The sequence below is a fragment of the Pseudomonas campi genome (genome assembly GCF_013200955.2).
In the GTDB taxonomy this organism is placed as follows: domain Bacteria; phylum Pseudomonadota; class Gammaproteobacteria; order Pseudomonadales; family Pseudomonadaceae; genus Aquipseudomonas; species Aquipseudomonas campi.
The window spans coordinates 2,914,923-2,930,040 of the sequence record NZ_CP053697.2; the positions used below are offsets into that span (position 1 = coordinate 2,914,923).

At 63.8% G+C, this 15,118-nt stretch carries 8 protein-coding genes; 4 read left to right on the forward strand and 4 right to left on the reverse strand.

Annotation, left to right across the window (positions count from 1 at the left end):
- The first annotated feature begins 327 nt into the window (after positions 1 to 327).
- Positions 328 to 7,731, forward strand: coding sequence for a retention module-containing protein (locus HNE05_RS13555; protein WP_173208240.1), 7,404 nt, complete (start codon positions 328 to 330; stop codon positions 7,729 to 7,731).
- A gap of 228 nt (positions 7,732 to 7,959) precedes the next feature.
- On the opposite strand, the gene HNE05_RS13560 is transcribed toward HNE05_RS13555, so the two are convergent.
- Positions 7,960 to 8,985, reverse strand: a complete 1,026-nt coding sequence (locus HNE05_RS13560; protein WP_173208244.1) for a glycosyltransferase family 4 protein — start codon at positions 8,983 to 8,985, stop codon at positions 7,960 to 7,962.
- On the reverse strand, positions 8,982 to 9,788 hold the full coding sequence (locus HNE05_RS13565; RefSeq protein WP_173208247.1) for a UDP-2,3-diacylglucosamine diphosphatase: 807 nt from the start codon (positions 9,786 to 9,788) through the stop codon (positions 8,982 to 8,984). The genes HNE05_RS13560 and HNE05_RS13565 overlap by 4 nt, the downstream gene beginning before the upstream one ends.
- Positions 9,789 to 9,923: 135 nt before the next feature.
- Between HNE05_RS13565 and HNE05_RS13570 the strand changes: the two genes are divergently transcribed.
- The 3 genes from HNE05_RS13570 to HNE05_RS13580 are packed head-to-tail and all read left to right on the forward strand — an operon-like array spanning position 9,924 to position 11,948.
- Positions 9,924 to 10,685: an AraC family transcriptional regulator gene (locus HNE05_RS13570; protein ID WP_173208251.1), complete on the forward strand. Its 762-nt coding sequence runs from the start codon at positions 9,924 to 9,926 to the stop codon at positions 10,683 to 10,685.
- A gap of 58 nt (positions 10,686 to 10,743) precedes the next feature.
- A complete protein-coding gene (locus HNE05_RS13575) occupies positions 10,744 to 11,079 on the forward strand; it encodes a tRNA-binding protein (protein WP_173208254.1) in 336 nt (111 codons plus the stop codon).
- Complete coding sequence (locus tag HNE05_RS13580; protein ID WP_173208257.1) at positions 11,076 to 11,948, forward strand: DMT family transporter; 873 nt, start codon at positions 11,076 to 11,078, stop codon at positions 11,946 to 11,948. Before HNE05_RS13575 ends, HNE05_RS13580 begins: the two co-directional genes overlap by 4 nt.
- A gap of 6 nt (positions 11,949 to 11,954) precedes the next feature.
- Here HNE05_RS13580 and HNE05_RS13585 read toward each other — a convergent pair whose 3' ends face one another.
- Together HNE05_RS13585 and HNE05_RS13590 are read right to left on the reverse strand one after the other, a co-directional pair.
- Entirely contained in the window at positions 11,955 to 12,233 is a 279-nt protein-coding gene (locus tag HNE05_RS13585) for an Rdx family protein (RefSeq protein ID WP_173208261.1), read from the reverse strand.
- Between the two features lie 360 nt (positions 12,234 to 12,593).
- Positions 12,594 to 14,741, reverse strand: coding sequence for a FimV/HubP-related protein (locus HNE05_RS13590; protein WP_240008759.1), 2,148 nt, complete (start codon positions 14,739 to 14,741; stop codon positions 12,594 to 12,596).
- Between the last annotated feature and the right edge of the window lie 377 nt (positions 14,742 to 15,118).

A 15,118-nucleotide genomic window follows, 5' to 3' on the forward strand; every position in this document is an offset into this window, starting at 1 on the left:
ACGAAAACTCCAAAAATCAGGCACTTGCCGACAGGATCATGACCTATCAGTCATCCAGGGCAGGCGCGGCCTGGCGCCACATGGCAACTGGCCATGACCGTTGATCGGAGACAGCCACAATCAGCTGAGATAGCAAAGTGACATAACAGGATTGATTGTTTAGCATGTTCCTTGCTCGGTCAATTAAACGGCATAAAGTCAATAGCCAACAACTATAAAACAATAGTTTGACGCTTGTTTTATGTCGCACCTCACAAATCTGTCGGTGTAGGCGCCTCGTGGTAGCCGGCCCGGAAGCCTGTAGTAGTCAGACAAAGGAGAGTCCTTATGAGCAATGTCGTTGCGGTCGTCAAAGGCGTTGTCGGTCAGGTTATTGCACTTTCACCTGAAGGCATTCAACGCCTTCTCGTCGAGGGTGATCGCCTGTTCCGTGGCGATCAGGTCATGACCGGACAGCAAGGCATGCTCAGTCTGCAACTGCAGGGTGGTCAGGATCTCGAAATCGGTCAGAACAGCCAGTGGCTCGCCAGCACCGAAACCGATGCACAGCCCACGCAGGCGACCAAGGCACCTTCCGAGGACGAGCTCGAGGTAGAAGGACTGCAACAAGCCATCGCCGCGGGTGTCGACCCGACCACTGATCTCGCTGCTACTGCGGCTGGTCCGGGTGCCGGTGGTGCTGGCGGTGCTGGAGGAGCCGGTGGCGGCCACAGCTTCGTGCTGCTCAGCGAAACCGCGCAACAGCTTGATCCAACGGTAGGCTTTGCCACTGAAGGTCTGGATAACGCTTTCGTTGCCATTGAAGACGAGACGCCAGCACCCACGCCTGCCGCTGCAACCGCCACAGATGCCACGCCACCAGCCGCTGAGAACACCCCACCGCCAGGTGATTCGTTCAACTTCGAGACTGCCGAAGACACACCGTTCGAAGGCCGCTTCCAACTCGTGGACGCGGATGGCGACAGCCTGACCTTCAGCCTGCTCGACGCACCGGACAACGGCCAGCTGACCCTGAGCCCGGATGGCAGCTGGCTGTACACCCCCAACCCCGACTACAACGGCCCCGACAGTTTCCAGGTTCAGGTCAGCGATGGCCGTGGTGGGTTCAACACCGTGGTGGTCAACATCGGTGTCACCCCGGTCAATGACGCCCCCATCGCCGTCGCCGATGCCGCCACCGTCGCCGAAGGCGGCAGCGTGCTGATCGACCTGGCCGGCAACGACAGCGACAGCGATGACGGCCTCGACCTCGCCAGCATCGTCATCACCGGCAACCCGGCCAATGGCACCGTCACCGTCAACGCCGACGGCACCGTCAGTTATCAGCACGACGGTTCCGAGACCGCCGGCGACAGCTTCACCTACACCATCAAGGATGCCAGCGGCCAGGTTTCCAATCCGATCACCGTGACCGTCGGCGTCACCCCGAGCAATGACGCCCCGGTAGCCGTCGCCGATGCCGCCACCGTTGCCGAAGGCGGCAGCGTGCTGATCAATCTGGCCGGCAACGACACCGACAGCGACGACGGCCTCGACCTGGCTAGCATCGTCATCACCGGCAACCCGGCCAATGGCACCGTCACCGTCAACGCCGATGGCACCGTCAGCTACCAGCACGACGGCTCCGAAACCACTGGCGACAGCTTCACCTACACCATCAAGGACGCCAGCGGCCAGGTTTCCAACCCGGTCACCGTGACCCTCGGCGTTACCCCGGCCAACGACGCACCGTTGATCCGTGTACCGGATGCGCAGACCACCGCAGAAGACACCAGCAAGACCTTCTCCCTGCTGACGCAAAATGCCCTGGGTGTCTTCGACACCGAACAGGCCAACCTGAGCGTCACCCTCAGCGTCGAGCATGGCGTTCTCAATATCGGCCTCAACCTGCTCGGCGCCAGCCACACAGGCAGTGGCACAGACACCCTGACCATTACCGGTAGTGCGGCCGCCATCAACAACGCCATGGCCCAGCTTAACTACGTGCCAGACGCCAATTATTTCGGCCTGGACAACCTGCAAATCAGCGCCAGCGATGGCCAGACAACGACTAACGACTCGGTAACCATCACCGTAACGCCAGTCAATGATGCTCCAGTTGCCAGCCCGGACAGCGCGGACGTCTTCGAAGGCGGTGCCAGCGTCAGCGGCCAGATTGTCGCGAGCGATATCGACCAGGCGCCTGGCGTAGCCCTGCAGTTCAGCACCTCAGCCAGTATCGCCGGTCTGACCTTCAACCCCGATGGCAGCTGGAGTTTCGACCCTAGCCATCCTGCCTATGAATACCTGGCCAACGGCCAGGAACTGGAAATCAGTGTTCCGTTCACCGTCACCGACGACCAGAACGCCAGCACGGCCAACAGCCTGACCATTACCGTGACGGGCACCAACGACGGCCCGGTGGTTGACGTCGCCGGTTCCGACACCAGCGCCGACCTGAACGAAACCAATGCACCGCTCAGCGCCAGTGGCACTGTGCTGTTCAGCGATCTCGACAGCGGCGACACGCCCGCCACCACCCACACCGCCAGCACCATCAGCGCCACTGGCATTGCCCTCAGCGCCGCCCAGCAGGACGCCATCGCCGATGCCTTCAGCGTCGATGCCGATGGCAACTGGAGCTTCAACCTGGCCTCGCCGGACTACCTCGCCGACGGTGATGTGGTCACCGCCGTATTTACCGTCACCGTCACCGATGACAGCGGTGCAACCGCCACCCAGGACGTCACCCTGACCGTCACCGGCAGCAACGATGCGCCCGTGATCGACGTCGCCGGTTCCGACACCAGCGCCGACCTGAACGAAACCAATGCACCGCTCAGCGCCAGTGGCACTGTGCTGTTCAGCGATCTCGACAGCGGCGACACGCCCGCCACCACCCACACCGCCAGCACTATCAGCGCCACCGGCATTGCCCTCAGCGCCGCTCAGCAGGACGCCATCACCGATGCCTTCAGCATCGATGCCAATGGCAACTGGAGCTTCAACCTGGCCTCGCCGGACTACCTCGCCGACGGTGATGTGGTCACTGCCGTGTTCACCGTCACCGTCACCGATGACAGCGGCGCAACCACCACCCAGGACGTCACCCTGACCGTCACCGGCAGCAACGATGCGCCCGTGATCGACGTCGCCGGCTCCGACACCAGCGCCGCCCTGAACGAAACCGATGCACCGCTCAGCGCCAGTGGCACTGTGCTGTTCAGCGATATCGACAGTGGCGACACGCCGGCCACCACTCACACCGCCAGCACCATCAGCGCCACCGGCATCGCCCTCAGCGCCGCCCAGCAGGACGCCATCACCGATGCCTTCAGCATCGATGCCAATGGCAACTGGAGCTTCAACCTGGCCTCGCCGGACTACCTCGCCGACGGTGATGTGGTCACTGCCGTGTTCACCGTCACCGTCACCGACGACAGCGGTGCAACCGCCACCCAGGACGTCACTCTGACCATTACCGGCAGCAACGATGCGCCTAGCGTTGACGTCGGCCTGGCCACGATTAGCGGTACAGAAGACACCGCCATCGTCCTGAACTGGACTGACTTCGGCATCAGCGATGTCGATTCGCTGGACAGCGACCTGGGCGTGATCATCAGTCAGCTCCCAGCCGCCGGCAGCCTGAGTTTCGAGCAAAGCCCGGGCAACTGGGTCGCCGTTACCCCGGATCAGCTCATCAGCAAAGCCGATATCGAAGCGGGCAAGCTGCACTTTGAACCGGCGGCGCATGAGTCGGGGCACGACGGCTTTGCCGGCACCGGCCTGGGCAACCTGCAGGCCGACTATGCACAGATCGGCTTCAAGCCCTTCGACGGCATGGATGAAGGCACCGCCAGCACCCTGACCCTCGATATCACCCCGGATGCCGACGCCCCCAGCCTGATCCTGAACGGCACGGCCGTAGCGGCCGCCACCGATTTCCAGAGTGCGCCGCTGAATGGCGCCAGCTGGTCGGCCAGCATCAACGCTTCCAGCCTGAACACCGGACTGGGCAGCACCTGGAATACCAGCAACCCGGGCGGCCTGCTGGAAATCGGCACCCAGGGGACCTACCTCGGCGACGGCAGCCCCAACCAGGTGATCGAGCTTGAACGCATCACCGGGGACACTGCCAACCTGTTCACCGACATTACCGCCAAGGCCGGCAGCTCTTACTCACTCGACTTCGACTACTCGCCACGCGCAGGTCAGACTAGCAACTCCGAAATCCAGGTGTTCTGGGGCGGAAACCTGATTGCCACCCTCAACGCCGCGAGCGTGGGCTTCCAGCACTTCCACTTCGACCTGCCGGCAGACGCAGATGGCACCTACCGTCTCGAGTTCAGGGCTACCGACAGCAATAGCCTGGGTGGCGTGCTGGATAACATTCAGCTGCTGGATGTGCGCAATACCGGCGATGAGGACAGCTGGATTCGCCTGTCCAGTATCGATGCCCAGCTGGTTGACGGCGACAGCTCGGAAGCGCTTGCGGTCAGCATCGCCAATATCCCGGTTGGCGCAACGCTGAAGGACAACCAAGGCCACACCTTTACCGCTGCGCCTGGCAGCACTCAGGCGGATGTGAGCGACTGGGATCTGTCGACCCTGTCGATTCTCCCCCCGAGCAACTACAACGGCAGCTTCAACCTCGAGATCAAAGCCACCTCGACCGAAACCAGCAATCTGGACTCCGCCGAAACCACCCAGAGCCTGACCGTGATCGTCCTGCCCGTGAACGACGCCCCGGTCGCCGTCGCCGATACCGCCACGGTTGCCGAGGGCGGCAACGTGCTGATCGACCTGGCTGACAACGACACAGACAGCGATGACGGCCTCGATCTTGGCAGCATCGTCATCACCGCCAACCCGCTCAACGGCACCGTCACCGTCAACACCGACGGCACCGTCAGCTACCAGCACAACGGCTCCGAGACCACTGGCGACAGCTTCACCTACACCATCCAAGATGCCAGCGGCGAGACCTCCAACCCGGTCACCGTCACTGTCGGCGTTACCCCGGTCAACGACGCGCCAGCGGCGGACAGTGCCTCGTTCAACGCCACACAAGGCGGCAGCCCTGTAGTGATTGCGCTAAGTGGCAGCGACCAGGACGCGGGCGACAGTGTCGAGTCGTTCCGCATCACTTCCTTGCCCGAGGAAGGCAGCCTGCTGCTCAACGGCGTGGCCATCAGCGCAGCGGCGATCGCGGCTGGAACCGCCATCGTCACCAGCACCCAGATTGCCGACGGCCTGCTCACCTACCAACCGAACAACAGCTTCGACTCGCAGAACGACGGCCCGGCACCGACTTTCACGTTCCAGGCCTACGATGGCGAAAGCTACAGCGCCGCGGCCACCGTCACCCTCAACGTCGCCGATGCCACGCCCACCGCCATCGACGACTTTGCCAGCCTGACCGAAGGCACCCAAGCCAGCACGGTCAACCTGGTGATCATGCTCGACACCTCGACCAGCATGGTCGATGCCACCTATGGCGCGGTTATCAGCCTGCCGGGCGGCGGCACCACCACGCGCTTCGAGCTGGCCAAGGATGCCCTGGAAAACCTGATCAACAGCTACGGCAGCTCGCTGCAGAACGTGATGCTGGTGACCTTCAACGGCAGCGCCACCTTCCAGGGCTGGTTCGACCCGAGCAGCGCCATCAGCACCATCCAGGGCCTCGGCACTGCCAACGGCACGGACTTCGACGGTGCCCTGCAGCAGGTGCAGCAGAACTACGGCACCCCGGCTGACGTCGACCATACCTATGTGTATTTTGTCTCCGACGGTTTCCCTGCGACCCCGCTGGGCGCCGTGTCGGCTACCACCTCGGTCTCCGCCAGTGAACGCGCTGATTGGGTCGACTTTCTCGAGAGCAACGCTATCGACGCCGCCTATGCGGTGGGCGTAGGTGCCGATCTGACCAGCGACTACGCACAGAGCAACCTGGACACGGTGGCCTGGTCCCCGACCGGAAACCCAACCCTGACCTGGAACAGCAACGACGGCCTGCTCTACGACCCGGGCGATCTCGTGCAGGCCAATAGCACCCACAACAGCAACACCATCGTGGTGGCCGACCCACTGGATCTCGACGGCGTGCTACAGGGCACCGTACCGGTGTTCGAAGGTGAGCTGCTCAACGGCAGCATCTCCGGCAGCATCGCCGATGATTTCGGTGCCGACGGCACGGCGGCGCAGAAGATCGTCGCCGTCAGCCTGGACACCGATGGCAACGGGGTCGGCGATGTCAACGCCAGCTTCGACGGCACCAACTACTCGCTGAGCCTGGGCGCCAATATCGGCACCCTGCAGATCAATGCACAGACCGGCAACTACACCTTCAGCCCGGCCGCCGGCTCCGACATACAGAACGACACCACCTACCAGGTGCGTTACACCATTGAGGACGGTGATGGCAGCCAGAGCAGCGCCACTCTGCATCTGACACTGCAAGACCGCAGCGAGGTCAGCGCCTATGACAATAGCGCCCAAGCCACACTGACCGCCCAGACCACCAGCAGCACCAACCTCAGTAGCTTCACGGTGTCCGACAACTGGGATATCAGCGGTAACAGCAGCAACGGCAATGGTGGCAGCTTCACGGTCAGCGGCGGCACCGCCAGCCTGAGCTTCGACGTAGCCACCAGCGGACGCAGCAATGAAAGCTTCAGTTACCAGTTGCAGGTCGCCGTCGGTGGCGGTTGGGCCGTGGTGCCCGGAGTGACCGGTAGCCTAAGCAATGGCTCGCTGAGCCTGGACAACCTGGCCCCCGGCAGTTACCGCCTGCAGGTTTCGGTACGCGACAACAACCTAGACTTCCAGACCGCCAGCGTCACCCTTAGCAATCTGGTGCTGCTGACAACCCTGAGCGTGCCCAACGTAGTGGCCAGCGAAGCCAGCGGCAATGTCATCAGCAACCCCAACAACCACCCTGGCAGCAGCGATGCCTGGGGCGCCGTGGACGACCTTGGCAGCGAGGGGGCGATTGTCAGCGCCATCAATGGCCTCGGCTTCAGCGGCTCGACCACTGTCACCGGCCTCTATGGTTCGCTGACCATCAGCGACACCGGCCAATACACCTACACCCCCTTCGCCAATATGGCGAACCTGGGCCAGAGCGAGACCTTCAGCTACACCCTGACCCAACCGGATCTCGACAGCTCCACCGCACAGCTGGTAATCGACATCGTTGCCAGCACCAGTACCACCACGCCCATCAGCGGCGATGGTGCCCTGGCTGGCGGTTCGAGCACCGATGTCCTGCTGGGTGGCGCGACGGCCGACACCCTCAGCGGCCTGGATGGCAACGACCATCTGGAAGGCAAAGGTGGCGTCGACAACCTGCTCGGCGGTGAGGGTGACGACATCCTTATCGGCGGCACCGGCAACGACAACCTGTGGGGCGAAGGTGGCAGCGATACCTTCGTCTGGCATGCCGGCGATACCGGCGCCGATGTGATCAAGGACTTCGATCTGGGGCAGGACAAGATCGACCTCAGCGACCTGCTGCAGGGCGAAGAAAATGCCAGCGATATCGGCGACTACATCAAGCTCAGCGCCAGCGGCGATACCCTGCTGGTGAGCAGCACCGGCAGCCTCGATGCCACCGGCAGCAATGCCGACGTCAGCATCCAGCTGGAGGGGGTAAACCTCAGTGATCCAGGCCTGAACCTGGGTGCCACCCCGGCCGCGATCATCAACTCGCTGATCGCCGGCTCCGACCCAACTGTGAAACTGGATCACTGATCCGCCCATCCGGGCAAAAAGTCCGCGCTAAAAGAAAGCCAGTCTGCCGAAAGGCAGGCCGGCTTTTTCATGGCCATTTAGCCGCTCACTGTTGCACTGCACACAAGCCTTTGTGGCAGCGGACTCCGATGCAAAGGTACCTGGCAATCAGGTTGTATGTAGAGGCGCCGGCTGACCTGTAGGGTGCGCCGTGCACACGAGCCCGATCAGGTGATGCCGCAGCGCAACCTAGGCTCCGGCAAACTGCTCGACCGCTACCAGCTCGCCATCCAGCAATGGCTGGTGGGTCAGGAACTCCAGAGCCGAGGTGCGCCAGGACTGGCGCGCCGCCCGTTCGGCACATAGCCCACGATCCAGTTGCAAAGCGTCCAGGCAGGCCTGGCGCAGGTCCTCACTCATCACCCCGGTCAGCCCCGGTTCCAGCACATCCAGCGGCCCTGCTACGGGAAAGGCCGCCACCGGTGTACCGCAGGCCAGGGCCTCGAGCATCACCAGGCCATAGGTATCGGTGCGCGAGGGGAACACCAGCACGCTGGCCGTGGCGAAGGATTGCGCCAGCTCGGCGCCCTGCTGGTAGCCGAGAAAGCGCGCCTGCGGATAAGCCGTCTGCAACTCGGCACGCTGCGGTCCATCACCCACCACGTATTTTTCCCCCGGCAGATCCAGATCGAGAAAAGCGCGCAGGTTCTTCTCCGCCGCCAGGCGCCCGACATAGAGGAACACCGGTTCGCCCGATGCCTCGCCCTGCGGCCGGAACAGGCTGCAGTCCACCCCCTTGCGCCACAATTGCAAGCGGCGCAGGCCCTGGGCCATAAACTCCTCGCGCATGCGCTCGGTGCTCACCAGCACCGCCTGGCTCGGGCGGTGGAAGCGGCGCAGGTAGGCGTAGCCCCAACTCAATGGAATCTGCGGCCAGCGGCTGTGCACATACTCGGGGAAACGGGTGTGAATGGCGCTGGAGAAGGCCAGCCCACGCTGGACTAGCCAGCGCCGGGCAGCCCAGCCGAGCGGGCCTTCGGTAGCCAGGTGCACGCAGTCCGGGCGGAACTCGCGGATCGCCGGGCCGACCTTCCATAGATTCCAGGCCAGCGGAATCTCCGGGTAACTGGGACAAGGCAAGGCGCGAAAATCGGCAGGTGACAGCAGCTTGACCAGATGGCCTAGCCCGCGCAGTTCACTGACCAGCGCCTGCAAGCTGGTGACCACGCCATTGACCTGCGGCAGCCAGGCATCGCTGACGATCAGAATCCTCATGCCACCTGCCCGATGGCCAGCTCGGCCTCGCGTGCCTGCGCCTCGGCCAGGCGGTACAGCTCGATGCTGCCGTCCAGGTGTTCGATCAGCGCCGTGCAGGACTCCACCCAGTCGCCACAGTTGAGGTACTCGACCTCCCCCACCTTGCGGATCTCGGCATGGTGGATGTGTCCGCAGACCACGCCGTCGAAGCCGCGTTTGACGCACTCGTGGGCGATGGCCTCCTCGAAGTCGCTGATGAAGCTCACCGCGGTCTTGACCTTGTGCTTGAGGTAGGCCGACAGCGACCAGTAGCCGTAGCCATAACGCTCGCGCCAGTGGTTGAGCCAGCGGTTGAGGGTCAGGGTGAACTCGTAGGCGCTGTCGCCGAGAAAGGCCAGCCAGCGGTGGTAACGGGTGATCACGTCGAACTGGTCGCCGTGGATCACCAGCAATTTGCGCCCGTCGGCGGTGACGTGCTCGGCCTCGTCGACCAGCTGGATATTGCCGAGGATCAGCGTCGAGTAACGGCGCAGGAATTCATCGTGGTTACCGGTGACGTAGATCACCTCGGTGCCGCGCTTGCTCATGGTGAGCAGGCGGCGAATCACATTGGTATGGGCCTGCGGCCAGTAGATGCCGCTGCGTAGCTTCCAGCCATCGATGATGTCGCCGACCAGGTAGACCTTGTCCGCCTGGTAGCACTTGAGGAACTCTGCGAGGCGTTCGGCCTGGCAGTCGCGGGTGCCCAGGTGCACATCGGAAATCCACAAGGTGCGGACTCGTTGCTTGCGGCTGGGTTTGCTGCGCTCGGCGATGCTCATCGGCGTTCTCCGCTGGGTTTAGCGCGAGCGTGCACGCCATGGGTGAAGGCACTGTGACAAGGTGATTGCAATGCAGTGACAAGCCGCCGGGGCGCGACAGCGGTGTAGACTGCGCGCTCGTTTGAGGAGCCAGCCATGCACCCGGTCTTATCCCTGCGTCACTACCGCCACGAACAGATCGCCCACAGCCACGAGCACGCCCAGCTGGTGTTCGGCCTGAGCGGCTGCCTGGATTTTGAAGTGGCCGGCCAGGGTTGCCAGGTGCTCAGCCACAGCCTGGCCGTGGTGCCGCCAACGGCCCACCATGCGTGCGCCAGCCCGGCAGGCAGCCAGTGCCTGGTGCTCGATGTGCCGTCCGATGGCTGGCTGCAGCAACGCCTGGGCCGGCATGCCGACGCTGGTCGGCGCCTGCTTGATCGGCCCGGCCGCCTGCTGCTCAACCCGGCGCAGAGCCAACTGGTCAATTGGCTGGCGGCCAGTCCGATCAACGACGACGTCATCGCCCAGCAAGGCGCGGCCCTGCTGCTCGCCAGCCTGAGCAGCAGCGCCCCCCTACCCAGTTCCAGTCTGCCGCTGGCAGTCATCGACGCGCATATCACACGCCACTGCGCCCACCCGCTGCAGGTGGCGGATCTGGCGCGGCTGTGCGGCCTGTCGGCGGCGCGCTTCCATGCGCGCTTTCTCGCTGAAACCGGGCACACGCCAATGGAGCATGTGCGCAATCGCCGCCTGCAGCTGGGTCGCGAACTGCTGCTCGGCAGCAACCTGGCCGTCGGTGAGATCGCCGCGCGGGTCGGCTACGCCTCGCAGAGCGCCTTCACCGCTGCCCTGGCGCGCCAACTGGGCAGTACGCCGCGCCAGTTGCGCCGCGAGTGGCGCGACAAAAGCCGCGACTAACGCGACAGACAGACGGCGTTCCGCCTGCCTAGACTCTGCGCATAGTCAGGGAGTCTTTATGCACAGCATCGAATGGCAGGATTTTGAGCGCGTGGAACTGCGCGTCGGCACCCTGCTCAGCGCCCGGCGCAACGAAAAAGCGCTGAAACCCGCCTACGTTCTAGAAGTCGACCTCGGCGAATCGGGGATCAAGACCTCCAGCGCCCAGCTCACCGCCCATTACTCAACCGAACAGCTGATTGGCCGCCAGGTGCTCTGCGTGTGCAACTTTGCGCCCAAGCGCATCGCCGGCATTCGCTCGGAGGTGCTGGTTACCGGCGTCTACGATGCGGACGGCAAGGTGCTGCTGGCCAGCTTCGACCATCCTCTGCCCAATGGCGCACGTCTGGCATGAACCGGCGCAAGGCACTCATCGCCCTGCACCTGGGCGCACTGCTCTTCGGCCTGTCCGGTATTTTCGGCAAGCTGGCCCTGGCCGCTCCGCTGGTCATCGTGTTTGGCCGCGCGCTGTTCGCGGTGCTCGCCCTCGCCCCTTTCGCCCGCCCTGGCGCCACCCATGAGCGCCCCAGCCATCAACGCCTACTGGCCCTGGCCGGCGCAGGCCTGCTGCTGGGCGGGCACTGGTGGAGCTTCTTCATTGCGATCAAGGTGGCTGGCGTGGCGGTGGCGACCCTGGGCTTCGCCAGCTTTCCGGCCTTCACCGTGCTGCTCGAAGGACTGCTGTTCAAAGAGCAGGTACGGCGCAGCGAATGGGCCGTGGTCGGCCTGGTGTGCATCGGCCTGATCCTGGTGACCCCGCACTTCGACTTCGCCAGCGAAGCCACCCTGGGCCTGGGCTGGGCCGTGCTGTCCGGGCTGTTGTTTGCCCTGGTGTCGGTAAGCAACCGGGCCACCACCCGCGGCCTCAATCCGGCCCAGGCGGCGCTGTGGCAGAACATCGGCATCCTGCTGTGCAGCCTGCCGTTTGCCTGGAGCCTGCTGCCCGAGGTGCGGGCGCTGGACTGGCTGTGGATCGGCCTGCTCGGCGTGCTCTGCACGGCCCTCGCGCACAGTTTGTTCGTCGCCAGCCTGCGCACGCTCAACGCACGCAGTGCCTCGGTGGTGTTTGCCCTGGAGCCGGTCTACGGCATCGTCTTCGCCTGGTGGCTGTTCCACGAGCAACCGGGACTGCGCATGCTGTTCGGCGGCAGCCTGATTGTGCTGGCCACGGTCATTTCAGCCCGCCTTAGCCGGCACAGCCCCAGCGTGGAAGACCTCAGCTGACGTGCATCAGCGATCGTTGTGGCCCAGGTCGCGCGCGGGATCGATCAGATCGCGCAGGCGCTGCTTAAGCACCTTGGCTTCGGGGAAGCCGCCATCGGCCTTGCGCTCCCACAACTGAACGCCGTCGCAGGCAATCCGGAACACGCCCCCCGTGCCGGGTTCAAGGCTGACTCTGCCGAGCTCGTCGCTGAAGGTGCTGAGCAGTTCCTGCGCCAGCCAGGCGGCGCGCAGCAGCCACTGGCACTGGGTGCAGTAGGTGATGGTGACTTCGGGTTTGCCGGACATGCCGAGGGCTCCGTGACGCAGAAAGCGCCATGATAGCGCCGCCCAAACGACAGCGCCGCGAAGTCTCCTGCGCGGCGTTGTGGCTAGGGTCTGTTGCCGTTTCGTTCACGGCCGCGACGGAGCCTGTTTTTGCGCGGGGCTAGGCACGAGACGCGAGGTTTGGTCGTCCAAATGAGCCGTCGAGTAACGACGTCCCGCGCAAAAACGGGCCCGTCCCTATGGGTTGCGCGCAAAATCGCGCCATGCGTCGTTGCGGGACTTGCCAAGGGAATGACCATTGCCTGCGTCCCGCGCCTAGCCTGGCGCGATTTTGCGCAGCAACGCGGTTCGCGAACGAAACGGCAACAGACCCTAAACAACTCAGGCGATCCGGGCCAGCAGCTCCCGCGCCCTCGCCTTCTCCTGATCATCACCCTCGTCGATCAGTGCATTGAGAATGTTGCAGGCCGCACCCAGGTTGCCCTGCTCGATATAGGCCAGGGCCATGTTCAGCTGGGCTAGGTGTTCACGGTTACCCGCCAGATGCTCGAGATTGGACTCGAGGGGCTTGTCGGCGCGCCCTTGCGGTTCACGGGAAAACGCATCGACGAATTCCTCCTGCAAGACCTCATCACCCGTGCTCTCAGGCAGCGGCATGTCGCCGAAAGGACTGAGACCATCCTTGTCGACAGTCATTTCGAACACTTCGGGGAGCTCGCGCAGGTCCGAGCGGAAGGAGGGATCGAGGGCATCCGCGCTGGCCGCCTTGGCCCGCCGCGGTGCTTCATTGTGGAACGGGCTGACCAGATCCCAGTCGGCATCCAGCGAAAGGTCATCGAGGTTGAGCTGGAAGTCATCCGCCGCCGGCTGAGCGGCGGGTAGCGGCTCCAACACCTCGTCGAGAGGCAGCACGGCAACCAGTTCATCTGCCTGTGTCGGGCGTTGCAGGCGGGCATAACGCACGCGAATCTGATCAACCTGCACATGGCTGGCGCCCATATCCAGCAATTGCTGCTCCTGGGCAAAGAAACCGCTGGTGTCTCCCAGCTCGCCCAGTACCTCGAACAGGCGCAGGCGCAGGTCGATACGCTGCGGCTCCTGTTCCACAGCCTTGCGCAATACGGTCAGGGCTTCACCAAAGTGGCCATAGGCGATGTAGATATTGGCGCCTTCGATCGGGTCGGCCGGCACACTCGGCATCCGTACCGGCGCCGCTGGTTTGGCCTGCACTGGTTCAGCGGGGCGTACCTGTTGGATCGGCACCTTGATGACGGGGCGTACCTGTACCTGCGGTTGGCGATAAGGCTCTGGATCGGGGTGTTCGACCTTGCGCCGCAACAGCCATATACCGCCGATGAGCACCAGGCAGAGGCCACCCGCACTCAGCCAGAGAGGCCAGGACGCCGATTGCGCCTGAGCGGCTGGTACGGTTGCGGCAGGCACAGCCGGGGCGCTCTGCAGCACAGGCGCCTGGGCCTCTGCCGGCGCGGGCTGGCGCTGCTGCGCCAACTCGGCGCGAATGGTCTGCAGTTGCCGATCCTTCTCCGCCATCTGCGCCTGCAACTGCACCAACTGGGCTTGCAGATCACCGATAGCCGTCTGCAGTTGCTGATTCTCCGCCGTCTGGCTGGCCAGCTCGCCATCCACCTGCAGTTGCGCCGCCTCGATCTGTTGCAGCTCAGCGGCAGCCTCGGCAACCGGAGCAGGCTCTGCCGCAGGCGTCGGCTCTGCCACGGGCGCCAGGGCCAGCGACGCGGCAACGGGCGGATCGACCGCAACCGGGGCCTGCGGCTGGCTGGGTGCGATCCACTGGGGCACGGCGCTATCCGGCAGCAACAGGTCAGCTGCAAGGCGCAGCCGATTGCGGTCACCGGCGATGAACGCGCCGGGGTTCAATCTGTGGATATCGCTCATTAATACCGAATGCGTTGCTTCGCTGCCGGCCTCACGCAGGCGGTCGGCAATACTCCACAGACTGTCACCGCGCTGTACGCGATAACGCTGCCCCTGGGCTGCCAGCGGAAGCGGTGCCTGCGCTTGTGCCGGCTGCGGGGAGGCTACCCGGGCTGGCGGCGGCGCTGCGGCGTAACGCGGCTCATCCAGCGTACTGGCCACGGGGCGGTAGGCAGAAGACCCCGGCGGGTCGATCAGCAAGGTGTACTCACGCAGCAGGCTGCCCCCGGGGCGCACCACTTCGACGATGAAGTTGAGGTAAGGCTCGCGCACCGGTTTGTTCGACACCACGCGAATCATGCTTTGTCCGCCGCGCAGAACGGGGGTGAAGCGCAAGTCATTGAGAAACACGAAGCGGTCGACGCCCGAGCGACTGAAGTCTTCGGCCGAGGCCAGGCGCACCTTGATCTCATCGGCATTGAGATCACCGATCTGCAGCAGCTCGATCTCGGCTTCCAGGGGCTGATTGAGCGCCGAGTGCAGACTGATCTCACCGAGCCCTAGAGCCGGCACCATGCCGGAGTAGAGCGCTGAGCCCGATGCCAGGGTCAATAGAAGTTGACGTACCCGAGCCATACACCCTCCACGGATTTCCAGCTCGCACGCTGCCCTCAGTAGCCTCCCAGGTAGAGCGAGTATCCCTGGCTAGCGAGCAACGCAACGCTGTTTTATGTCGGGAGGGCGTCCCTGTCGCCCGGCTTCGCAATGCCTCGGCAGACCAACGGGTAGCAAACGTACCGGTTAATCACCACGATCAAGGCATAGAGCCAGCATAGGAAATAGGAGCCTAAAAATGCCAACTATCTCTCATTCTGTATTGAGATAAGTCGGCTGCAGCTAACAGCCAAATTGACTAGGGTCTGGGGAAATTAGCCGGGGAAGCAGGCTGCCCCAGCAACCCTGCGGGTTACCGGGCAGTGATCGGGTGAAACAGGAGCATCCTGGGCGCCCAC

Bases quoted from the DNA above. Each gene is read 5' to 3' on its own strand.
- HNE05_RS13555 (WP_173208240.1), top strand. From the start codon at position 328: ATGAGCAATGTCGTTGCGGTCGTCAAAGGCGTTGTCGGTCAGGTTATT.
- HNE05_RS13560 (WP_173208244.1), bottom strand. From the start codon at position 8,985: ATGAGGATTCTGATCGTCAGCGATGCCTGGCTGCCGCAGGTCAATGGC.
- HNE05_RS13565 (WP_173208247.1), bottom strand. From the start codon at position 9,788: ATGAGCATCGCCGAGCGCAGCAAACCCAGCCGCAAGCAACGAGTCCGC.
- HNE05_RS13570 (WP_173208251.1), top strand. From the start codon at position 9,924: ATGCACCCGGTCTTATCCCTGCGTCACTACCGCCACGAACAGATCGCC.
- HNE05_RS13575 (WP_173208254.1), top strand. From the start codon at position 10,744: ATGCACAGCATCGAATGGCAGGATTTTGAGCGCGTGGAACTGCGCGTC.
- HNE05_RS13580 (WP_173208257.1), top strand. From the start codon at position 11,076: ATGAACCGGCGCAAGGCACTCATCGCCCTGCACCTGGGCGCACTGCTC.
- HNE05_RS13585 (WP_173208261.1), bottom strand. From the start codon at position 12,233: ATGTCCGGCAAACCCGAAGTCACCATCACCTACTGCACCCAGTGCCAG.
- HNE05_RS13590 (WP_240008759.1), bottom strand. From the start codon at position 14,741: ATGGCTCGGGTACGTCAACTTCTATTGACCCTGGCATCGGGCTCAGCG.